The sequence below is a fragment of the Streptomyces sp. NPDC031497 genome (assembly GCF_055580905.1).
The window spans coordinates 38,511-60,213 of the sequence record NZ_JBVIKO010000026.1 but is presented as its reverse complement, the minus strand read 5'-3'; the positions used below and the strand labels follow the sequence as shown (position 1 = coordinate 60,213).

Here is a 21,703-nt window from a genome sequence, read left to right as displayed (position 1 = left end):
GCATTCCGGTATGCCCGCAGATGAGGCGCGTGACCCACAGGCGCCCTCCCTAAGGAACGAGGCACCCAGATGACCGACCCCGTGACCCTGGACGGCGAGGGCACCATCGGTGAATTCGACGAGAAACGCGCCGAGAACGCCGTACGTGAACTCCTGATCGCGGTGGGCGAGGACCCCGACCGTGAAGGGCTCCGGGAGACTCCGGCGCGGGTGGCGCGGGCGTACCGCGAGCTGCTGGCCGGGAACTACCAGCAGCCCGAAGAGGTCCTGACGACGACGTTCGACCTCGGGCACGACGAGATGGTCCTGGTCAAGGACATCGAGATCGTCAGCCTGTGCGAGCACCACATGCTGCCGTTCCACGGCGTCGCCCATGTCGGCTACATCCCGGCGGAGACCGGCAAGATCACGGGCTTGTCCAAGCTCGCGCGCCTGGTCGAGGTGTTCGCCCGCCGTCTGCAGGTGCAGGAACGTCTCACCACGCAGGTCGCCGACTCCCTGATGCGGATCCTGGAGGCCCGGGGTGTGATCGTCGTCGTCGAGGCGGAGCACATGTGCATGTCGGTCCGGGGCATCCGCAAGCCGGGCGCCAAGACGACGACGTCGGCGGTCCGAGGCCAGCTCCGGGACGCCACGACGCGCGCCGAGGCGATGAGCCTGATACTGGCGCGCTGACCTTCCCCGGGCGGGGCTCAGGCGACGGGCTCGGCCCCGCTGTGGTGGTTGTCGTCGTCCTCCGGGAGCTTGCACACCCGCTCCAGGAACACCGCCGCCGCTATGACACCGATGCCGGCGACCACCGAGAAGGCCGCGTAGAGGGCCTGGTCGCGGCGGGTGGGGAGGTCGAGGAGTTCCAGGAGGAAGACGCCGGTGCCGCCGTACATGCCGGCGACGAGGGCGGCGACGAGGGCGCTGGCCTGGCCGAAGACGACCGCGCGGGCGGCCATCAGGGGGTCGACACCCTTGGCCCCGGGGCGGCGCTCGCGCTGGGCCTTGAGGCGCGCGCGCAGCGACAGCGCCGTGGAGAGCAGGACCACGGCGATCAGGGCGAGGACGATCGGGGCGGCCACCGGCACGCTGGGGAGGGTCCCCACCGAGTTCCACAGGCGGGCCCCCGCCCAGGAGAGCACCCCGGCCACGACGAAGACGCCGGCCAGCACCCTGATCCGCAGCTCTTTCACTGTGTTCCTTCAGCTCCCCCGCAGTGATGTGGTCGTGTCGACCTTAACGACTACTCGGGCAGTCGGAGTTCCAGGTCCGCACGTGCTTCCACACCGTGCCGGGTGACGACCGCCAGCAAGTCGGCGATCGTGCCGCGGCCGGGCAGCTGCGCCTCGGGGTCGACGTCGTACCAGGGGGCCAGCACGAAGGCGCGCTCATGGGCCCGCGGGTGCGGGAGGGTCAGCTGCGGATCGTCGGAGACGACGTCCGCGTACGCGACGATGTCGACGTCCAGGGTGCGCGGCCCCCAGTGCTCGTCCCGCACCCGGTTGAACGCCTCCTCCACCGCGTGCGCCCGCTCCAGCAGCGAGGACGGCGGGAGGGTGGTCTTCAGCACCACGATCGCGTTGTAGTACGTCGGCTGGCTGCCGGGTTCGACGCCCCACGGCTCCGTCTCGTACACCGGCGACACGGCCTTGATGCGGACGCCCGGGGTGTCCTCCAGGGCGTCGATGGCGCCCTGCAGGGTCTCCAGGCGGTTGCCGAGATTGGAGCCGAGGGCGACCACGGCGCGTTTGGGGTTGGAGAGGGTGGTGTCGGCGGCGTCGACCTGCTCGACGACGGAGGCGGGCACCGGCTGGACAGTCGGGTCGCTGGGACCCCGCAGGGAGGATGCGGTCATACTCGGCTCCGGGTGATGGTGACGGTGACGTCGTCGAAGGGGACGGAGATGGGCGCGTCCGGCTTGTGGACCTGGACCTCGACCTCTCTTACCCCCTCGTGCTTGAGGCAGACCTGGGCGATCCGCTCGGCGAGCGTCTCGATCAGGTTCACCGGCTCCCCCTCGACCACGGCGACGACCTCTTCGGCCACCACGCCGTAGTGCACGGTCTTCGTCAGGTCGTCGTCGGCCGCCGCAGGCCGGGTGTCCAGCCCAAGGACGAGGTCCACGAGGAAGGTCTGGCCCTCCTCGCGCTCCTTGGGGAAGACACCGTGGTGCCCGCGGGCCTTCAGGCCGCGCAGCGCGACACGATCCACGCGAATCACTCCTGCAATCGTCGGTAACGGCGAGGTCGCATCGTGTGCGGGCGATCGACCGGCCTCAGACGAATCTACCTGCGAGCACTGACAGAGCCGGGACACGGGGCGGCGGCCCGTGCCGGGGGCGCCAGGGTTCATCGCGCGTTTTCCCTGGAGAACCCGGCGGCTCACGGGCCGGTAGCCGGACCTACCGGCGAGTTCGTGATTCCAGCCACTCCTTGCGCCACGCGGACCGCGCGGCCGGCGCGGCCGCTCAGGAGGGCGTGTCGTCGTCCTCGTCCTCGTCGGTCTCGGACAGCACCGGGGAGGCGTGGTGGGACCAGAGCTTCCAGCCGTCCGGGGTACGCCGGAACACGTTCGTGGCGACGACCAGCTGCCCCACCAGCGGGCCGAGCTCCTGCCCGCCCGTGGGGGCCGGGCCGCCGCTGAGGATGTTCTCCGTGCAGGTCACCAGGGCCGTGTCGCCGGTGACGGAGACGTGCACATCGGTGAGGAAGAACTGGATGTAGTCGGTGTTCGCCATGATCAGCGCGTACGACCGCAGGACCTCGCCGCGGCCGGTCAGCACCGGCCAGCCCGGGTGCACGCAGGAGACCACGCCGCTGTCCGCCGGATCGTGGTACTCCTCGTCGACGCCCAGGTCGGCGGGGGTGAGCCAGAGGCCGGACACCGCTTCGAAATCGGCGCGCTCCAGCGCCTCGTAGAAGGCCGTGTTGGCGGCCTCGACCTGCTCGACGTCGGTGTGGGGGGCGCTCACCGGGCTCCCTCTGCGCGGCGGGGAGGGCGGGGAGGGTTCTGCGAGGCGTGCGCGGGCTGTGAGGCCGGCGAGGCGTGTGCGGGTTGCGCGGCCGACGAGGCATGCGAGGCGTGCGCCGGTTGTGAGGTGTGCGCGCCCGGCGTGTCCGGTCCCGTGCGCGCCCTCTCTATGGTGCGCGCGACCTCTATGGCGCGCGCGACCCGAACCGCGTCGGCCGTGGCGCGCACCTCGTGCACGCGCACCGCCCACGCGCCGGCGTGCGCCGCGAGGGCGGAGACGGCGGCCGTCGCCGCGTCGCGCTCCCTGGCCGGCGGGGGCGCCCCCTCGGGCCCGGCCAGGACCCGGCCGAGGAACCGTTTGCGGGAGGCGGCGACGAGTACCGGGTGCCCGAGGGCGTGCAGCCGGTCGAGGTGGGCCAGCAGGGTCAGATCGTGCTCGGAGTCCTTGGAGAAGCCGAGGCCGGGGTCGACGATGATGCGGTCGGGGGAGATGCCGCCGGCCAGGACGGCGTCCACGCGCGCGTGCAGTTCGTCGAGGACTTCGGCGACGACGTCGTCGTACACGCCCCGGACGTTGCCGCCCTCCAGGAAGCCGCGCCAGTGCATGACGACGAAGGGGGCGCCCGACTCGGCGACGACGGGGATCATGTCGGGGTCGGCGAGGCCGCCGCTGACGTCGTTGACGAGGGCCGCGCCGGCGGCGAGGGCCTGCTGGGCGACGCGGGCGCGCATGGTGTCGACGGAGACGACGACGCCCTCGGCGGCGAGGCCGCGGACGACCGGGATGACACGGCGCAGTTCCTCGTCCTCGTCGACACGGGTGGCGCCGGGGCGGGTGGACTCACCGCCGACGTCGACGAGGTCGGCGCCCTCGGTGACGAGGTCGAGTCCGTGCTTGACGGCGATCGTCGTGTCGAACCAGCGGCCGCCGTCGGAGAAGGAGTCGGGGGTGACGTTCACGACCCCCATGACCGCGCACCGGTCCCATGCCGGAAGCCCTGTCACCTGGCCACGTCCGCTGTGGTTGCTCATACGTTCAGCGTAGGCCCAGGTTACGGCGGCCTCGCCGTGCGGCCTTCGGGTGGGCCCGAGCGGAGCCCGCGGGCTGGAGGGGGAGGGGCGTCCGCTCGGGCCGGTCATGCGGTCATGCCGCCCGTATGCCATGTTCGGCTACGCCGTGGGCGCAGGGGCGGGCGGCCGGGGTGCCGCGGCGCAGGAAGCGCGGCAGCGGGAGGGCGAGGTTGACGAAGCCCTCGGCCTGCATGGCGGCGAGACCGATCCGCGGGAGGTCGCCGGAGGCCCGGTAGACCACGAAGCGCGGCTCCCAGCGCGGCTGGAACTTGGCGTTGAACTTGTACAGCGACTCGATCTGGAACCAGCGCGACAGGAAGACCAGCAGCCCGCGCCAGGCGCGCAGCACCGGGCCCGCGCCGATCTTCTCGCCCCGCGCGAGCGCCGAGCGGAACATCGCGAAGTTGAGCGAGACCCGGGTGATGCCGAGCTTCGGGGCGGCCTGGAGGGCGGCCACGATGAGCAGTTCGTTCATCCCAGGGTCGGCCGCGCGGTCGCGGCGCATCAGGTCGAGGGAGACGCCGTCGGTGCCCCAGGGCACGAAGTGCAGGATCGCCTTGAGGTCGCCGTAGGGACCGGGCGTCTCGTCGGCCTTGTGGGCGGTGGCGATCAGGCAGTCGCCGTCGGCGGCGTCGCCGATGCGGCCCAGGGCCATCGAGAAGCCGCGCTCGGTGTCGGTGCCGCGCCAGTCCTCCGCCGCCCGGCGGATGCGGTCCAGTTCGGCCTCGCCGAGGTCACGGATGCGCCGCACCCGGGTTTCGTAGCCGGCCCGCTCGATGCGCTTGACCATCTGGCGCACGTTGCGCATCGCGCGTCCGGCGAGCGAGAAATCCGCTACGTCCACCACCGCCTCGTCGCCCAGTTCGAGGGCGTCCAGGCCGGTCTCCCGGGTCCACACCTCGCCGCCCGTCTCCGAGCAGCCCATCACGGCGGGGGTCCAGGAGTGGGCCTTGGCCTCGTCCATGAAGCGTTCGATGGCGCCGGGCCAGGCCTCCACGTCGCCGATCGGGTCGCCGCTGGCGAGCATCACGCCGGAGACCACGCGGTAGGTGACCGCCGCCTTGCCGCTGGGCGAGAAGACCACCGCCTTGTCGCGGCGGAGCGCGAAGTGGCCGAGGGAGTCGCGGGCGCCGTGTTTCTCCAGGAGGGCGCGCAGGCCGGCCTCGTCCTCCGCGGTGAGATGCGCGGCGGGGTGCTCGGGGCGGAAGGCGAGGTAGATGGTGGTGACCGCGGTGATCAGGCCGAGGGCGCCGAGCGAGAAGGCGACCGTCCAGGAGGTGGATCCCTCGTAGTCGACGGGGCCTTCGAAGCCGAACAGGCCGTACAGGACGTGGGTGATGCGGTCGGCCAGGCTCGGGTCGCCGATCGTGCGCTTCGGGTGGGCGCTGACGACGACCAGCCCGAGGGCGAGCGAACCGGCGCTCATGAGAACGAAGTTGGCGAGCGCGCGCCACCGGCTGCGCGGATCCGGCAGTGCCTTGAACTCGTCACGGTGGAGCACCAGGGGCACGAACAGCGCCAGCGAGATCAGGGCGCCGATGAGCGAGTGCCGGTACACGAACTGCGACACCGCGCCGGCCGGCAGGAGCGCGACCGCGGCCCGCCACGCCCGGCGCTTGCGCCGCTTGAGCCCGTGCGCGAGCAGCAGCAACAGCACGCCCACGCTGAGCGAGAGCGCGGCGGCGAACGGCCCCAGCGACCCGGGCAGTACCTCGGCCATGGCGTGCATACGGCTGTGCCGGAAGCGCGGGAACACACCCGCGGCGATGTCCAGGACGCCTACGACCGCGCACGCCCTGCCGACCAGAGCGGGGACCGCCTCAGGGCGCGGACCACGGACTATGCGCCGCGCCCGGCTTGATCGGCCCGGAACCCCGCCCGACATTTCCCCATCTATCCTGACAGACATCGCATCCCGTAGTTCTGCGAGAGACCTTGGATCCGGGCCCGATTCGGGCATCCGGCGACATTGCGCCCTCTAGGACGGTGTCTCGGGGGGAGAGGTTCACTCCCCATCGGAAAGCCGGGTCAAAGGCCAAGGAAAGTCCGGGGCAAGCCTCGCTGAAAGCGGCGGTCGTCACGGGGGAAAGCGCAGGCAGGGAGCACCTCATGGGACTCACGAGCGATAAAACGCTGGCATTGGCGATCCTGTTCGCCGTACTGCTGTTCGCCGGCACGGTGTGGTTGTGGCCCCGGCTGTCCCGCCGGAACTGGCAGGCCGTCAGCGGTCGCGTCGGCCTTCTCCTGGCCACGCAGACGGTGCTCTTCGCATGCCTCGGGATAGCGGCCAACCAGTCCTTCGGTTTCTACGCCAGCTGGGCAGACCTGTTCGGCAGGGAGACGGACCAGGGTGTCGTTGTCGACCACGCGGTGGGCGGCGCGGGCGGCGGCCCGCTCCACGTGATCGCCACCTCCCGCGTGCACGGCGCCCCCGGTGTGCAGCCACAGTCGGCCGGTCAGATCCAGCAGGTCGACATCGTCGGCCGAACGACCCACATCGCCACGCCCGCCTACGTGTACCTGCCGCCGGAGTACTTCCAGCCGCAGTACCGCACCCGCACGTTCCCGGTGACGGTCGTCCTCACCGGCTACCCGGGCACCGCGCGGTCGCTCGTCGACAAACTGCACTACCCGCGTACGGCACAGCAACTGGCCAAGGACGGGCGGATGCGGCCGATGATCCTGGTGATGCTGCGGCCCACGGTCGCACCGCCCCGGGACACCGAGTGCGTGGACGTCCCGGGGGGCCCGCGGAGCGAGAGCTTCTTCGCCAAGGACCTGCCCGACGCTGTGGCCGCGCACTACAGGGTCGGCGGGAAGCCGGGAAGCTGGGGGATCGTCGGAGACTCGACCGGCGGCTACTGCGCGCTCAAGCTGGCGATGCACCACCCCGGCGTGTACGCGGCCGGCGCGGGCCTGTCCCCGTACTACAAGGCGCCCGTCGACCCCACGACCGGTGATCTCTTCCAGGGCGACGGAGAACTTCGCGACCGCGCGAACCTGTGGTGGCTCCTCGGGCACGAACCCGCTCCGGACACGTCCTTGCTGGTCACCAGCAGCAGAATCGGAGAGACCAATTACAAGGACACGCTGAAATTCATCGCGCGCGTGCAGGCCACGAACCTGACCCGGATCTCGTCGATCATCCTCGACAGCGGCGGCCACAACTTCAACACCTGGCGCCGCGAGATCCCCGCGACGCTCCAGTGGATCAGCGGCCGATTGAGTGACCGCTGACCCCGGTCTCCGGCGATGCCGTGTGAAGACTTCGTTGTCGCCGTGTTTTTACGGCCCGGGGCACCACGATTCGCCTACGCGCGGTAAGTTTCTGGCCATGCCACGTGGACGTCACCGTCATTCCCCGCCTTTGCACAGGCTGTTGCCTCCCTCGGCGATCGCCGGTGTCTCCCTCGTCTGCGCGCTGGGCCCCTGGTTGTTCTCCCAACCGACGGCCCTGCGCACGCTGGCCGCGATAGCCGCGGCGACCGCGGCCGTCGGTGCGGCCGTGATGCGCCGCTGGGACACCGAGGCGGGCAAGCAGGTGGCCGACCTGTCACGCGCGCGTGCGAGCGACGAGTGGCGCCACGAGGAGCGGATCGCCGAGCTGGAGACCGACCTCGAGGAGTCGCGGGAGCTGCGCGCCAAGCTGGAGCAGCGGCTGCGCGCGAAGCGGGCGGAGCTGGCGGGACTGCGCAACGAGCACGCGTCCCTGCTGCGCCGCTACGCCACCGCCGAGACCGAGCGCGCGAGCGCCCTGGAGGGCCGCCGGCTGCTGGAGATCGAGGCCACCGCGCCGTCGAACGCGCTGCCTGCCGCCCGGACCGCCGAAGAGGCGGAGGAGCTCGAATTGAGTGGCGAGGACGGTGCGGAGCTGGAGGTCGAGGAGACGACTCCCGCGGTCTTCTCCCCGGAGGGTTCCAAACTGTTCCTGCGGGCCAAGGTGGCATTGGCCCGCTTCGACGAGGGCGATGCCCCGGCGGCCGAGGCCGACACCGGCACCGAGGACGTGCCGGAGACGGCCGCCGCACCCGAGGCGCCGAAGAGCGAGTCCGCACCGGAGGACGAGGAACAGGGGCAGCCCGAGGCGGTCGACGGGCACACGCGCGCGGCCGCCGTCACCACCGCCGAGCCGGCGGACACCACCCCGGCGCCGACCGAGCAGGAAGCCCCCACCACGACGGCACCGTCCGTCAACTCCGTCAAGCCCAGCGGGCACTTCACGGTGCCGACCGCGGTGGCCGTGCTGCCGGCCGCACCCATCCCGCGTCCGCTGGTCACCGGCGGGTTCGACTTCTTCGGCACCCAGAAGGGCGCGTCCGCCGGCGGGCTGGAGTCCATGCACAACGAGGACCTCGCGGACGTCGTCGGCCAGGAGGCGCTCGCCCTCCACAAGGCCGAGTCCGAGGCCGAGTTCAAGCCCGCCGACCCGGAGACCCGGCGCGTCGGCCAGGTCATCGACCTGACCGCGCACGACGAGACCGAGCAGATCAACATCGGGGGCCTGCGCAGCGCCGCCTCCTGAACACCACCGGAAACCCGCGCCGGTCCTGAGCCGGGGCACCCGCCGGGTGCCCCGGCTCAAGCGTTCCCCGGTCCGTGTTCGGCCCGTGTTCGGCCCGTGTTCGGCCCGTCCTCGGCCCGTCCTCGGGCCTCCGCGCCGCCTCGGGTGCGTGCTCAGGCCATCCAGCGGTCCGGGCGGGCCGACCGGCGCCCCGTCCGGGACCGTTCGGCCTGCTCCCGCAGCAGCGACGCGGCCGCCTCCGCGTCCCGCAGACGGGCCGTCACGGTCTTGTCGGCCCCCGTGTCCACATGAACGTCCGCGAGCCGCCACAGCCGCTCCCAGGGCCCCTGCGTCAGCCGTACGCTCTGGACCTTGGCGTGCGGGACCAGCGCCAGGCGCCGGCGCAGCAGCCCGTGCCGCGCGGCGAACACCGTGTCCGTGACCGCGAGCCCGTACCCGCGCCACCACAACGGCACGCACCAGCCGGCCCGCCGGGGCGGCCGCGGCAGCTCACCGGGCACCGTCACACCGGGCAGCACACGCGCCACGACCGACTCGGCGACCGCGCGCGGGGCGACCGGCACCAGCACCGAGTTCGCCGACCCGGCCACGTCCAGTTCCACCCGCACCCAGTGCAGCGGCCGCCACAGCAGCGGCTCCACGATCCGCACGGTCTGCACCCGCCCCGGCGGCACCGTCTCGTGCGTCCGGTCGAGCAGCCCGTGGTCGATACGCAGCCCGTCCGGGGACTCCCCGAGCGTCCAGTCGTACTCCCCGACGAACCTCCCCACACTGGTCGTGGCCGCCGCGCCGAGCAGCGGCAGGGCGGTGGCGAGCACCGTCCACACACTGTGCGTGGCCAGCCACAGCACCGGCGGTACGACGAGGGCGGCGGCCAGGGAGCCCCAGGTGGCGCCCGTCAGCACGAGGGAGAGCGCGAGCTTGCCCGGCGGCACGCGCATCAGCTCGTGCGCCGGCGCCTCGCCGACTTCGCGCGCCGTCTCGGGCGCGAATCCGGCGGCGCGCGCCAGCAGTTCCGCACGGAGCGCACGCGCCTCGCCCTGCCCCAGGAAGGCCAGCTCGTCCTTCTTGTCGGTGCCGACGACATCGATGCGCAGCTTGGCGACGCCCGCCACGCGCGCGAGGAGCGGCTGGGTCACGTCGACGGCCTGGATCCGCTCCAGCCGGATGTGCGCGGTGCGTCGGAACAACAGGCCGGTGCGTATGCGCAGTTCGCTGTCGGTCACCGCGAAGTAGGTGAACCACCAGCTCAGGAAGCCGTATAGCGCGCCCGCCGTGACCAGGACGGCGAGTCCGGCCAGGAGCATGGTCGTGGTCAGCTTCGTCAGCTGCTCCTGGGCCTGGTTCGGGTCGTGCACCGCCCAGCCGGTGAGCACCGCGACCGGCGCCCACGCCCGCCGGAACGGCGTCACGGGATGCAGCCGCCGCTCGCCCACGGCCTTGGCGGGGCGTATGGCGCCGTCCACGCCGGGCGCGGTCACAGGCCCGCCGATCGGGCTTCACCGAGCTCGGTGAGCCGGTCGCGCAGCCGTTCCGCCTCGGCCGGGTCGAGGCCGGGGATGGCCGCGTCGGTGGCCGCGGCCGCGGTGTGCAGCTGCACGCTCGCCAGGCCGAAGTACCGCTCGACGGGCCCCGAGGTCACCTCCACCAGCTGCATCCGCCCGTACGGCACCACGGTCTCCTCGCGCCACAGCACACCACGGCTGATCAGCAGGTCGTCTTCGCGCTCGGCGTACCGCCAGGAACGCCAGTTGCGGCCGAGCAGCACCCAGCCCCAGGCCGCCACGGCCAGCGGCAGCAGCGCGAAGGCCGCCCACACCGGACCCGCGAGCAGACCCGTCAGCAGGCCCACGGCGAGCGTGAGCAGCCCCAGCCACACCACCAGCAGCAGCCTGCGCATCCGCAGCAGGCCGGGCGGCAGCCCTGCCCACACCGGTTCGGTCTCCGTCGCCCCGGCGCCGGCCGGGCTCCCCGTCTCCATGAGGTCAGCGTACGTACGAGAGACTGGGTCCATGACTCCTACGACGGAGACCACGGTCGGCATCGGCGGCGCCGCGGAGAGCACCGACATGGTGCTCAACATCGGCCCCCAGCATCCCTCCACGCACGGCGTGCTGCGCCTGAAGCTCGTGCTGGACGGCGAGCGGATCGTCTCCGCCGAGCCGGTGATCGGCTATATGCACCGCGGCGCGGAGAAGCTCTTCGAGGCGCGCGACTACCGGCAGATCATCATGCTCGCCAACCGCCACGACTGGCTGTCGGCCTTCTCCAACGAGCTGGGCGTCGTCCTCGCCGTCGAGCGCATGCTCGGCATGGAGGTGCCCGTCCGAGCGGTGTGGACGCGCACCCTGCTGGCCGAGCTGAACCGGGTGCTCAACCATCTGATGTTCCTCGGCTCCTACCCACTGGAGCTGGGCGGGATCACCCCGGTCTTCCACGCGTTCCGCGAGCGCGAGGAGCTCCAGAACGTCATGGAGGAGGTCTCCGGCGGGCGCATGCACTACATGTTCAACCGCGTCGGCGGCCTCAAGGAGGACCTCCCGGCCGACTGGACCGTACGCGCGCGTGCCGCCGTTTCCGCCGTCCGCTCCCGTATGGACGTCTTCGACGGCCTGGTCCTCGGCAACGAGATCTTCCGCGGGCGCACCCGGGGCGTGGGCACCCTCACGCCGGAGGCCGTGCACGCGTACGGCGTGAGCGGGCCCATCGCGCGCGCCTCGGGCGTCGACTTCGACCTGCGCCGGGACGAGCCCTATCTGGCCTACGGCGAGCTCCAGGACACCCTCCGGGTGGTCACCCGGACCGAGGGCGACTGCCTGGCCCGCTTCGAGTGCCTCCTGGAGCAGACCCACAACGCCCTGGACCTGGCCGACGCCTGCCTGGACCGGGTCGCCGAGCTGCCGCCGGGGCCGATCAACCAGCGGCTCCCCAAGGTCCTCAAGGCGCCCGAGGGCCACACCTACGCCTGGACCGAGAACCCCCTCGGCATCAACGGCTACTACCTCGTCAGCAAGGGCGAGAAGACCCCGTACCGGCTGAAGCTGCGCTCGGCGTCGTTCAACAACATCCAGGCGCTGATGGAGCTGCTGCCGGGGACGTTGGTGGCGGACATGGTCGCGATTCTGGGGTCGATGTTCTTCGTGGTGGGGGACATCGACAAGTAGGACGCGGGGTGTGTGTGGGGGCGGGGTTGTGCGGCGCGCGGCGTGGGATTGTGAGCGCCGGGCGTGCAGTGCGAGGCGCGGGGTCGTGCGCGCGGGCGTGTGAGAGGTGCGGCGCTGGGCCGTGCACGCCGGGCGTGCGGTGCGAGGCGAGGGTGTGCGCGCGCCGGGTGGGTGTCAGAGCAGCGGATTCTCGATGCCGACCGGCTGCAGCAGCCAGCCGAAGTCGCCGAGGCCGCCGGGGGCGGTGAGTTCGGCGGCCTCGCCGGCGCTCGCGAGGGCGCGCATGTAGGTGGCGGGGTGTGTGGAGGCGAGCGTGAGCGGGGGGCGTGCGCCTACGAGGCCCAGGGCGCGCAGGGCGACGCGTTGTGTGCAGAAGAGCGCTTCGGGGAGGCCGTACGCCGTGTCGAGCGCCATGCACGCGTCCAGCGCGACGTGCGCCGTGATGTCGCACGACCCGTCCGGGACGGGCGCCGTCGCGCGCCCCTCACGGAAACCGGTGAGCGTGCCGAACGGAGGGCGCGTGTCCACGGTGTGCGCGTAGTCCACGGCCACCGCGAGCCCCTTCCGCACACAGGCGACGGCGTCCGCCCACGCCCGGTCCCGGGGCAGCCCGATCTCCGCGCGCAGCCCCGGCTCGGCGCCCAGCGGCCACCACCGCGCGAGCCACTCCGCGTCCGCGCCCGACACCCGCTCGCCGAGCAGTTCGGTGCCGTCGCGCCGGACGCGCACCACCCGGGGCACACCGGCCGGGTCCACCTCTGCGACGTCGACCGGGACGTTGTCGAGCCATTCGTTGGCGAAGAGAAGGCCGGTGACCGTGCGCGGCAGCTCGGTCAGCCAGGTGACGCGGTCGGGCAGGCCGGGCGGGCGGTCGGCGACCTCGACGGCGCAGGCACGCGTGCGTGCCGCCACATCGGCGGGCAGCGCGGCGAGCACGCCGGCGACCAGCTCGCCCCGGCCGGCACCCATGTCGACGAAGTCCAGCGTCTCGGGGCGCCCCAGGGCCTCGTCGACGCGGCACAGCAGCCCGGCCACCGCCTCGGCGAACAACTGCGACGCGTGGACCGACGTACGGAAGTGCCCCGCTGGTCCCTCCGGGCGGCGGTAGAAGCCGCCGGGGCCGTACAGGGCCGCCTCGGTGGCCGCACGCCAGCCACGGACGTCGTCTGCCGTCTCTCGCGTCGCCTCATCCGTCACCGGGCCAGACTAGGCGCACAGGTGATCACCTTCTCCACCTTGCGGAGTACGTGTGCGGAACAGGGATCGGCCCTCCGGTTGACCCCTGCACCTATCACGCTTCCCTACTCTGGGTTACGTGCAGCGCCTCTATGACTTCCTCCGCAGGAACCCGACATGGGTCGACAGCTTCTGGGCCGTCGTCCTGCTCGGGGTTTCCTGCGTGAGCGTCGTGAATCTCAGTGAGGCGCGCGACCACCACGGTTCGACCGCGGCCATGCTGGCGGTGTCCGTCGTCATGGCCGTGGTGGTCGCGCTGCGCCGCCGCTTCCCGGAGCCGATGCTGGTGCTGGCCGCCGCCACCGGCCTGGCCCAGCTGATCCTGAACGTCGAGACGACGGTCGCCAACTTCGCCATGCTGGTGATCGTCTGCACGGTCGCCGCTGTCGGCGAGCGCTGGGCGTCCCGGTTCGCCCTCTACGCGGGGCTGTGCGCGGCGCCGCTGGCGCAGATCCGGTGGCCGCAGGAGAGGACGAGCCTCCTGGGGCACCTGGCGATCGTGGTGTTCCAGACGGTGCCGTTCGTGCTCGCCTGGGTGCTCGGCGACTCCATGCGCACCCGCCGCGCCTACTTCGCGCAGCTGGAGGAGCGCGCCGCCCGGCTGGAGAAGGAGCGCGAGGCGCAGGCCAAGGTCGCGGTCGCGGCCGAGCGCGCCCGGATCGCGCGCGAGCTGCACGATGTGGTCGCGCACAACGTGTCGGTGATGGTGGTCCAGGCCGACGGCGCCGCCTACGTCCTCGACGCCGCCCCCGACCAGGCAAAGAAGGCCCTGGAGACGATCTCCTCCACCGGCCGCCAGGCCCTCGCCGAGATGCGCCGTCTGCTGGGCGTGCTGCGCACCGGCGAGCACAAGGAGGTCGGCGAGTACGTTCCGCAGCCGGACGTCGAGCAGATAGACGACCTCATCGAGCAGTGCCGCAGTTCCGGCCTGCCCGTCGACTTCAAGGTCGAGGGCACCCCGCGTCCGCTGCCCAGCGGCGTCGAGCTCACGGCCTACCGGATCGTGCAGGAGGCGCTCACCAACACCCGCAAGCACGGCGGTCCCAACACGGGCGCCAGCGTGCGGCTGGTCTACTTCGACGACGGGCTCGGCCTGCTGGTCGAGGACGACGGCAAGGGCGCCCCGCACGAGATGTACGAGGAGGGCGGCGCGGACGGGCAGGGGCACGGCCTGATCGGCATGCGCGAGCGGGTCGGTATGGTCGGCGGCACCCTCGACGCGGGGCCCCGTCCCGGCGGAGGATTCCGCATCAGTGCTCTGCTGCCGCTCAAACCGGCGCATTGACACGGACGCACGCCCCTGGTTGACACCTGTCACGCCCCCGGGAAAGCCCCGCAACAAGCCGATGAACGGAAACGGAAGAGGACCCGATGACGATCCGCGTGATGCTCGTCGACGACCAGGTGCTGCTGCGCACCGGGTTCCGGATGGTGCTCGCGGCCCAGCCGGACATGGAGGTCGTCGCGGAGGCGGGCGACGGCGTCGAGGCCCTCCAGGTGCTGAAGTCCAGCGACGTGGACGTCGTTCTGATGGACGTGCGCATGCCCAAGCTGGACGGGGTGGAGACCACCCGCCGCATCTGCTTGGAGCCCGACCCGCCGAAGGTGCTCATCCTGACCACCTTCGACCTCGACGAGTACGCCTTCTCGGGGCTGAAGGCGGGAGCCTCCGGCTTCATGCTCAAGGACGTGCCGCCGGGCGAACTGCTGGCCGCCATCCGCTCCGTGCACAGCGGCGACGCCGTCGTCGCTCCCTCCACCACCCGGCGGCTCCTCGACCGCTTCGCACCGATGCTGCCCTCCGCCGGCAAGGAGTCCCAGCACCAGGAGCTGAACCGGCTCACCGACCGCGAGCGTGAGGTCATGGTGCTCGTCGCGCAGGGCCTGTCGAACGGCGAGATCGCGAGCCGGCTGGTGCTCTCCGAGGCGACCGTGAAGACCCACGTGGGCCGCATCCTGACCAAGCTCGGGCTGCGCGACCGGGTGCAGGTGGTCGTCCTCGCCTACGAGACCGGGCTGGTCCGCGCGGGCGGCGGCCACGGCTGACCCGCGCGCGTGGCCGGCGTACGGCCGCGCGGTTAGGGGTTTGCGGCTAGCGGCTAGCGGAGTATCCCTTCCAGGAAGTCGCTGCCGAGGCGGGCGACGACCGTGACGTCCAGCTGGTGCAGTACGTACCGGCCGCGGCGGCGCGTCGTGACCAGGCCCGCCTTCTTGAGCACGCCCAGGTGCCGGGACACCTCGGGAGCCGACAGGCCGTGCACCTGCGCCAGCTCGCTGGTGGTGTACGCGCTGCGCGCCAGGTACCGGCACAGCCGCATCCGGACGGGATGGGACAGCGCCGCCATCCGCAGCGTGAGCGCCTCCACCGACGCCGGGGAGGTCAGCTCCGGGGAGCCGACCGGATAGTGCAGCACCGGCTGCCAGCCGTAGCGGTGCAGGACCATCAGATGCGGCCAGCCCAGGCTCGTGGGCACCAGCAGGAGGCCGTCGGCCTCGGCCACGGCGTGGCCGTCGGTGAGCTTGTCCACGGTGATCCGCGCGCCCGCCTCGTCGAGCGTCACGACCGGCGAGACCGCCGCGAGCGCCTCGGCCAGCCCCTTGCGGCGCAGCAGCTCCGTCTTGTGCCGGGCGTCGGCCGCCAGCTGATGGCGCAGCCGTGACCAGGCATCGTCGAAGAACGCCTCGGCGCAGTCCTCCAGGAACCGGCGCAGCCACGCGCGCACACTCGGGGGATCGTCGAGCAGCCGCTGCGCGAACCGGACCTGCTGCGGACCGCGCGAGGCCGCCACCTCCAGCGCCCTCCGGCGCCCGACCGGATCCGACAGGAGAGCCGGTGCCCGCGTGTCGTACGAGAGCACGCACGTGAACTCCAGGGCCGCGTCCACGAACTGTTCGTCCGTCAGCTTGTCCAGCTGGCCGAGCTCCTCGGCCAGCGTGCCGCCCGGGACGGCGCCGGGAACGGCCGCGTACGGCAGGAACAGGTCCGAGAACGTCGACCGCCACAGAAAGTCCGCCTCGCACATCCGGTCGGCCAGATGCGGCTCCATCCGGGCGGTCACGCCGGTCACCCAGCCCTGGAGGCCGGGATGGTGCCCCGGTTCGGACAGCGCGTGCAGCGCCATGCCGAGTTCGGCCAGGGGTGAGGGCACGACGGTGACCCTCTCCGGCCGCAGCCCCGCGATGTCGATACGCACGCTCATGTCACCATCGTGCACCCCGCCACCGACAACGCCTCCCTCGATTGACGGGCGCCGTCAATCGACGCGACGGCCGCCCGGCGGGCGCGCAGGCTGGGGAGCCATGAGCATCGTCCAGCAGTACTTCCTCGACACATACCGCGCTCAGCAGCACGGGGAGCCCGCGCCGCCGGCGCCCGGCGCGCACGACATACGCGTGGCGCGCGAGGCGCGTGAGTACCGACGTTTCCGCGCCGTCGTCGCGGGGCGGCCGGCGCGCGGGCCGGTTCGGGGGGCTCTGGCGCGGTGGGTGCGCCCGCGCGCGTGGTGAGGGGCGTGCGCCGGTCGCTCACGGCGGTGCCAGGTGCTGCGCGACGGCGGGTGCGGGCCGTGTGTGGTTGCTCGCGCAGTTCCCCGCGCCCCCGAGGGGGACTTTCGGTAGGCGGCGTCTAAGGCAACCGTTCCACGAAGTCCGCGACCGCCGCCCGCACCTCCGCCGCCGTCCACTCCAGGCCCGCCGCCGTCACGGTCACCTCGGTCGTGGCCAGCCCCGGACCCGTGGCCTCCCAGGGGCCGCTGAACAGGTAGGTGCCGGTCTCCTCCGCCTGGCGCACCGCCGCCTCCAGCAGCACGTCGCCGTCGTACGGCAGCCAGACCTGGAACTGGTGGGTGTGCGGTTCCTCGGGAAAGACGCGCGCCCAGGGGAGGCCCGCCTCGGCGAAGCCCTCGCGCAGCGCCCCGGCCACCACGCGCGCGTGCCGTACGAAGTCCGGCAGGCGGGGCAGCTCGCGCTCCAGGCCGGCCAGGGCCGCGAGCGCGGTCGGGAACTGCTGGAAGACCGTCCCGCCGTACCGGTGCCGCCAGGTCTTCGCCTCCTCGACCAGGGTCTTCGGGCCGGCCAGTGCGGCGCCGCCGAATCCTTCGAGGGACTTGTAGAACGACACGTAGACGCTGTCCGCCAGGTCCACGATCTCGTGCAGGGGGCGCCCGAAGTGGACGGTCGACTCCCACAGGCGCGCGCCGTCGAAGTGCACCACCGCGTCGCGCTCCCGCGCCGCCTCCACGACCTCCGTGAGCTCCTCCCAGGAAGGCAGCACGTAACCGGCGTCCCTGAGGGGCAGTTCCAGCATCAGCGCCCCGAAGGGCTCCTCGAAGCCGCGTATCTCCTGGGCGGTGGGCAGCCGGGGCTCAGCGGTCACGCGCACCGTGCGCAGGCCGGCGACCTCGCGGAAGGCGTTGCGTTCGTGGACCTCGGGGTGGGCGAGGGCGTGCAGGGCGACCGTGGGGTTGCCGGTGCGGGCCGCCCAGCAGCGCAGGGCCACCTGCTGGGCCATCGTGCCGGTCGGGAAGAACGCGGCGGCCTCGGTGCCCAGCAGAGCCGCGACGCGCGCCTCCAGTGCCTCGACGACTCCGTTGCCGTAGAGGTCCGCCGGTTCGTCAAGGTCGTACACCTCGGGTGCCGCTTCCTGGAGCCGCGCGAGCCGTTCGCGGAGCGAGGCGCGCGCGCCCACGCGCGCGAGGACGCGCGAGCCGTTCGCGGAGCGAGGCGCGCGCGCCCACGCGCGCGAGGACGCGTTCGGCCTTCCGGTAGGCGGCCGAGCGCCGCTCCCGCATCCGCTGCTCCGCCGAAGCGGGTTCGTCCGGCTGGTCGCCCTGGGGGGTCTCGTCCCGGGTGGTCTCGTCCTGGGGGGTCGCCGTATCGCTCATACCCTGGATGATGCCGTCACGCGGCACCGGCGGGCCTCGCATTTCCGCCCGGGAGGAAGCCCGGAGGGACGCCCGGGGCGATGTGACCGGTGACCCACAGCCTGTGGACAGCCAACTTGGGCCGAACCCGATAGCGTTAACATGACGAGAAATCGTCCGGTACCCAGAGCGGACTGGAACGGGAAGGCCACTGTCGCGTGAGTACAGTCCAACAGCCAGACCCCAGTGACCGCCCCGCGCGGCTCACCGTCGGCGTCGTCGGCGCCGGTCGGGTGGGCCCCGCGCTCGCCGCGTCCCTGCAGCTCGCCGGGCACCGCCCGGTGGCCGTATCCGGGGTATCCGACGCCTCCAGGCGGCGCGCCGAGACGATGCTGCCCGACATCCCGCTGGTACCCCCCGCCGAGGTCCTCCAGCGCGCCGACCTGGTGCTCCTGACCGTCCCCGACGACGCCCTGCCCGGCCTGGTCGCCGGCCTCGCCGAGACCGGCGCCGTACGGCCGGGCCAGCTGCTCGTGCACACCTCCGGGCGATACGGCGCGAAGGTCCTGGACCCGGCCCTGCGCGCGGGCGCGCTGCCGCTGGCCCTGCACCCGGCGATGACCTTCACCGGGACGCCGGTGGACGTCCAGCGGCTCGCGGGCTGCTCGTTCGGGGTGACCGCGCCCGAGGAGCTGCGGCTGGCCGCCGAGGCACTCGTCATCGAAATGGGCGGCGAGCCGGAGTGGATCTCCGAGGAGAACCGCCCGCTCTACCACGCGGCCCTCGCCCTCGGCGCCAACCACCTGGTCACCCTGGTCGCCCAGTCCATGGAGCTGCTCCGCACGGCCGGTGTCGAGGCCCCCGACCGGATGCTCGGCCCGCTGCTCGGCGCCGCCCTGGACAACGCCCTGCGCTCCGGCGACGCGGCGCTGACCGGGCCGGTCGCGCGCGGGGACGCGGGCACCGTCGCCGCGCACGTCACGGAGCTGCGCCGGCACGCCCCGCAGGCCGTCGACGGCTATCTGGCGATGGCCCGCGCCACGGCCGACCGGGCGCTCGCCCAGGGCCTGCTGAAGCCGGAACTCGCCGAGGACCTCCTCGGCGTCCTCGCCGGCGGCACGAACACGTCAGAGAACGGGGAAGACCGATGAGCCGCCGCCCCTTCGAACTCGCCCCCACCGTCGACGACCTGAAGTACGCGCACGACCACTTCGCGGTGCCCGGCCGCACCGCCGTCGTCATGACCATGGGCGCTCTGCACGAGGGACACGCGACGCTGATCAGGGCGGCCCGCGAGCACGTCGGCGGCAAGGGCTTCGTGATCGTCACCGTCTTCGTGAACCCTCTGCAGTTCGGGCAGGGCGAGGACTTGGACCGCTACCCGCGCACCCTGGACGCCGATCTCAAGATCGCCGAACAGGCGGGCGCGGACGTCGTGTTCGCCCCCTCGGCCGAGGAGGTCTACCCCGGCGGCCAACCCCAGGTCCGAGTCACCGCAGGCCCCATGGGCACGCTCCTGGAGGGCGCCTCGCGGCCCGGGCACTTCGACGGCGTCCTCACCGTCGTCGCCAAGCTGCTGCACCTCACCCGCCCCGACGCGGCCCTGTTCGGGCAGAAGGACGCCCAGCAGCTGGCCGTGATCCGGCGCATGGTGCGGGACCTGAACTTCGGCGTCGAGATCGTCGGCGTACCGACGGTGCGTGAGGCCGACGGGCTCGCGCTCTCCAGCCGCAACCGCTACCTGTCGGCCGACGAGCGGCGCACGGCGCTCACGCTGTCGCGCGCGCTGTTCGCCGGAGGCGACCGGCACGCGGCGCAGGAGGCGTTGCGTGCGCGAGCGCGCGAGGTGCCGTCCACGCGGGCGCGTGCCGAGGCGCTCAGCGCCATAGGGGAGTCCCGCGCGGCCGCCGACGCGCACGCCGTCGCCAAGGCCGTGCCGAACGCCGCCGCCGCCGTCCGCGCGGCCGTGCGGACGGTCCTGGACGAGGCCGTCCACTACGACCCGCCGCTCGAACTGGACTACGTCGCCCTGGTCGACCCCTCCGACTTCACCGAGATCGACGACGACTTCACCGGAGAGGCCGTCCTCGCCGTCGCCGCCCGGGTCGGGACGACCCGGCTGATCGACAACATCCCGCTCACCTTCGCCGCTCCCGGAGCCGCCTCGTGACCAGCACAGGCATACGACTGCACGCACCCGCCCCCGGGTGGTCCATCGACGCGGACGTGGTGGTCGTCGGGTCCGGCGTCGCCGGCCTGACCGCCGCCCTGCGCTGTGAGGCCGCCGGACTGACCACGGTCGTCGTCACCAAGGCGCTCCTCGACGACGGCTCCACCCGCTGGGCCCAGGGCGGTATCGCGGCGGCGCTGGGCGAGGGCGACACCCCCGAACAGCACCTGGACGACACCCTGGTCGCGGGCGCGGGCATGTGCGACGAGGGTGCCGTACGGATCCTCGTCACCGAGGGCCCCGACGCGGTACGGCGGCTGATCTCGACCGGAGCCCATTTCGACACCGACGCGGACGGCGACATCGAGCTCACCCGAGAGGGCGGCCATCACCGGCGCCGGATCGTGCACGCGGGCGGGGACGCGACCGGCGCGGAGGTCTCGCGCGCGCTGGTGGAAGCGGCTCGCGCGCGAGGCGTGCGGATGATCGAGAACGCGCTGGTGCTCGACCTGCTGACCGACGCCGAGGGGCGCACGGCCGGCGTGACCCTCCACGTGATGGGCGAGGGCCAGCACGACGGCGTGGGCGCCGTGCACGCCCCCGCGGTCGTCCTCGCCACCGGCGGCATGGGCCAGGTCTTCTCCGCCACCACCAACCCGTCGGTGTCCACCGGCGACGGCGTGGCGCTCGCGCTGCGGGCCGGCGCGGAGGTCTCCGACCTCGAATTCGTGCAGTTCCACCCGACCGTGCTGTTCCTCGGCGCCGACGCGGAGGGCCAGCAGCCGCTGGTCTCCGAGGCGGTGCGCGGGGAGGGCGCGCACCTGGTCGACGCCGACGGCGTGCGCTTCATGGTGGGGCAGCACGAGCTGGCCGAGCTCGCGCCCCGGGACATCGTCGCCAAGGGCATCATGCGGCGCATGCAGGAGCAGGACGCCGAGCACATGTTCCTGGACGCCCGCCACTTCGGCGCGGACATGTGGGAGCACCGCTTCCCGACGATCCTGGCCGCCTGCCGGGCGCACGGCATCGACCCGGTCACCGAGCCCATCCCGATAGCGCCGGCCGCGCACTATGCCTCCGGGGGCGTGCGCACCGACGCACGCGGGCGTACGACCGTGCGTGGGCTCTACGCGTGCGGCGAGGTCGCGTGCACCGGCGTGCACGGCGCGAACCGGCTCGCCTCCAACTCCCTCCTGGAGGGCCTGGTCTACGCCGAGCGCATCGCCGCCGACATCACCGCGCGGCACGCGGAGAACCGCCTCCACGCGCGCGTGCCCGTCCCGGTCCCGCACCCCGACAAGCCCGCGCACCCGCTGCAGGCCCCCGAGGCGCGGTTCGCGATCCAGCGGATCATGACCGAGGGCGCCGGCGTGCTGCGCTCCGAGGAGTCCCTGGCCAGGGCCGCCGAGCAGCTCCAGCACCTGCACACCGAGGCCCGTGACGCCCTCGCCGAGTACGGCAAGACCGCCGAGCCCGGCGTCGACACCTGGGAGGCCACCAACCTCCTGTGCGTCGCGCGGGTGCTCGTCGAGGCGGCCCGGCGCCGCCAGGAGACCCGCGGCTGCCACTGGCGCGAGGACCACGCCGACCGCGACGACACCGTGTGGCGCCGCCACATCGTCGTACGGCTGAATCCGGACCGGACGCTGGCCGTGGGCACCACCGACACCGCAGACTTCCCCCCGACCCGGCCGCACCAGCCATCCCAGGAGCAGTGACA

The 21,703-nt window shown here is 72.7% G+C and carries 19 protein-coding genes and 1 pseudogene; 9 read left to right on the top strand and 11 right to left on the bottom strand.

From position 1 onward, the window contains the following. Nucleotides 1-69: 69 nt before the first annotated feature. A complete protein-coding gene (gene folE, locus ACZ5K7_RS38375; RefSeq protein ID WP_351712118.1) occupies nt 70-675 on the top strand; it encodes a GTP cyclohydrolase I FolE in 606 nt (201 codons plus the stop codon). 17 nt (nt 676-692) lie between these two features. On the opposite strand, the gene ACZ5K7_RS38370 is transcribed toward folE, so the two are convergent. The 6 genes from ACZ5K7_RS38370 to ACZ5K7_RS38345 all read right to left on the bottom strand — a co-directional run bounded on the left by ACZ5K7_RS38370 (nt 693) and on the right by ACZ5K7_RS38345 (nt 5,914). Next, nucleotides 693-1,181 carry a DUF3180 domain-containing protein gene (locus ACZ5K7_RS38370; protein WP_351712120.1) on the bottom strand — a complete coding sequence of 163 codons (489 nt, stop codon included), beginning with the start codon at nt 1,179-1,181 and terminating at the stop codon, nt 693-695. A gap of 50 nt (nt 1,182-1,231) precedes the next feature. After that, on the bottom strand, nt 1,232-1,843 hold the full coding sequence (gene folK / locus ACZ5K7_RS38365) for a 2-amino-4-hydroxy-6-hydroxymethyldihydropteridine diphosphokinase (RefSeq protein WP_351712122.1): 612 nt from the start codon (nt 1,841-1,843) through the stop codon (nt 1,232-1,234). After that, complete coding sequence (gene folB / locus ACZ5K7_RS38360) at nt 1,840-2,199, bottom strand: dihydroneopterin aldolase (protein WP_351712124.1); 360 nt, start codon at nt 2,197-2,199, stop codon at nt 1,840-1,842. The genes folK and folB overlap by 4 nt, the downstream gene beginning before the upstream one ends. A 256-nt stretch (nt 2,200-2,455) precedes the next feature. Beyond that, the gene (locus ACZ5K7_RS38355) at nt 2,456-2,959 is read right to left on the bottom strand and encodes a nuclear transport factor 2 family protein (RefSeq protein WP_351712126.1); all 504 of its coding nucleotides are present in this window, start codon (nt 2,957-2,959) and stop codon (nt 2,456-2,458) included. Further along, nucleotides 2,956-3,990 carry a dihydropteroate synthase gene (gene folP / locus ACZ5K7_RS38350; RefSeq protein WP_351712128.1) on the bottom strand — a complete coding sequence of 345 codons (1,035 nt, stop codon included), beginning with the start codon at nt 3,988-3,990 and terminating at the stop codon, nt 2,956-2,958. Before folP ends, ACZ5K7_RS38355 begins: the two co-directional genes overlap by 4 nt. A 112-nt stretch (nt 3,991-4,102) precedes the next feature. Next, the gene (locus tag ACZ5K7_RS38345; protein ID WP_351712130.1) at nt 4,103-5,914 is read right to left on the bottom strand and encodes a phosphatidylglycerol lysyltransferase domain-containing protein; all 1,812 of its coding nucleotides are present in this window, start codon (nt 5,912-5,914) and stop codon (nt 4,103-4,105) included. Between the two features lie 224 nt (nt 5,915-6,138). Here ACZ5K7_RS38345 and ACZ5K7_RS38340 point away from each other — a divergent pair, with 224 nt between their 5' ends. Together ACZ5K7_RS38340 and ACZ5K7_RS38335 are read left to right on the top strand one after the other, a co-directional pair. After that, nucleotides 6,139-7,266, top strand: coding sequence for an alpha/beta hydrolase (locus ACZ5K7_RS38340; RefSeq protein WP_468921291.1), 1,128 nt, complete (start codon nt 6,139-6,141; stop codon nt 7,264-7,266). A 97-nt stretch (nt 7,267-7,363) separates the two neighbouring features. Next, nucleotides 7,364-8,551, top strand: coding sequence for a hypothetical protein (locus ACZ5K7_RS38335; protein ID WP_468921288.1), 1,188 nt, complete (start codon nt 7,364-7,366; stop codon nt 8,549-8,551). 152 nt (nt 8,552-8,703) lie between these two features. Here the strand turns inward: ACZ5K7_RS38335 and ACZ5K7_RS38330 are convergent, their stop codons facing one another. After that, a complete protein-coding gene (locus tag ACZ5K7_RS38330) occupies nt 8,704-10,032 on the bottom strand; it encodes a PH domain-containing protein (RefSeq protein ID WP_351712136.1) in 1,329 nt (442 codons plus the stop codon). After that, nucleotides 10,029-10,532 (bottom strand): PH domain-containing protein, encoded by a 504-nt coding sequence (locus ACZ5K7_RS38325; protein ID WP_468921284.1) that lies wholly within the window; start codon nt 10,530-10,532, stop codon nt 10,029-10,031. The genes ACZ5K7_RS38330 and ACZ5K7_RS38325 overlap by 4 nt, the downstream gene beginning before the upstream one ends. A gap of 31 nt (nt 10,533-10,563) precedes the next feature. On the opposite strand from ACZ5K7_RS38325, the gene ACZ5K7_RS38320 reads away from it, so the two are divergent. Then, nucleotides 10,564-11,715 carry an NADH-quinone oxidoreductase subunit D gene (locus ACZ5K7_RS38320; RefSeq protein ID WP_382533880.1) on the top strand — a complete coding sequence of 384 codons (1,152 nt, stop codon included), beginning with the start codon at nt 10,564-10,566 and terminating at the stop codon, nt 11,713-11,715. 174 nt (nt 11,716-11,889) lie between these two features. Here the strand turns inward: ACZ5K7_RS38320 and ACZ5K7_RS38315 are convergent, their stop codons facing one another. Then, nucleotides 11,890-12,912, bottom strand: a complete 1,023-nt coding sequence (locus ACZ5K7_RS38315; protein WP_468921280.1) for an SAM-dependent methyltransferase — start codon at nt 12,910-12,912, stop codon at nt 11,890-11,892. Between the two features lie 118 nt (nt 12,913-13,030). On the opposite strand from ACZ5K7_RS38315, the gene ACZ5K7_RS38310 reads away from it, so the two are divergent. Together ACZ5K7_RS38310 and ACZ5K7_RS38305 are read left to right on the top strand one after the other, a co-directional pair. Further along, nucleotides 13,031-14,236, top strand: coding sequence for a sensor histidine kinase (locus ACZ5K7_RS38310; RefSeq protein WP_351712144.1), 1,206 nt, complete (start codon nt 13,031-13,033; stop codon nt 14,234-14,236). Between the two features lie 86 nt (nt 14,237-14,322). Beyond that, nucleotides 14,323-14,997, top strand: coding sequence for a response regulator (locus tag ACZ5K7_RS38305; protein ID WP_468921272.1), 675 nt, complete (start codon nt 14,323-14,325; stop codon nt 14,995-14,997). A 53-nt stretch (nt 14,998-15,050) separates the two neighbouring features. On the opposite strand, the gene ACZ5K7_RS38300 is transcribed toward ACZ5K7_RS38305, so the two are convergent. Both ACZ5K7_RS38300 and ACZ5K7_RS38295 read right to left on the bottom strand, forming a co-directional pair. Beyond that, on the bottom strand, nt 15,051-16,151 hold the full coding sequence (locus tag ACZ5K7_RS38300; RefSeq protein ID WP_468921269.1) for a DUF5937 family protein: 1,101 nt from the start codon (nt 16,149-16,151) through the stop codon (nt 15,051-15,053). 425 nt (nt 16,152-16,576) lie between these two features. Beyond that, a pseudogene (locus ACZ5K7_RS38295) lies at nt 16,577-17,834 on the bottom strand (threonine aldolase family protein). Between the two features lie 197 nt (nt 17,835-18,031). On the opposite strand from ACZ5K7_RS38295, the gene ACZ5K7_RS38290 reads away from it, so the two are divergent. From ACZ5K7_RS38290 to ACZ5K7_RS38280, 3 genes are read left to right on the top strand one after another with little or no spacing between them, the layout of a single operon-like run. Then, on the top strand, nt 18,032-18,964 hold the full coding sequence (locus ACZ5K7_RS38290; RefSeq protein ID WP_468921266.1) for a Rossmann-like and DUF2520 domain-containing protein: 933 nt from the start codon (nt 18,032-18,034) through the stop codon (nt 18,962-18,964). Beyond that, a complete protein-coding gene (gene panC, locus ACZ5K7_RS38285; protein WP_351712156.1) occupies nt 18,961-19,983 on the top strand; it encodes a pantoate--beta-alanine ligase in 1,023 nt (340 codons plus the stop codon). The genes ACZ5K7_RS38290 and panC overlap by 4 nt, the downstream gene beginning before the upstream one ends. Continuing rightward, nucleotides 19,980-21,701: an L-aspartate oxidase gene (locus tag ACZ5K7_RS38280; RefSeq protein WP_351712158.1), complete on the top strand. Its 1,722-nt coding sequence runs from the start codon at nt 19,980-19,982 to the stop codon at nt 21,699-21,701. Before panC ends, ACZ5K7_RS38280 begins: the two co-directional genes overlap by 4 nt. Nucleotides 21,702-21,703: the final 2 nt, after the last annotated feature.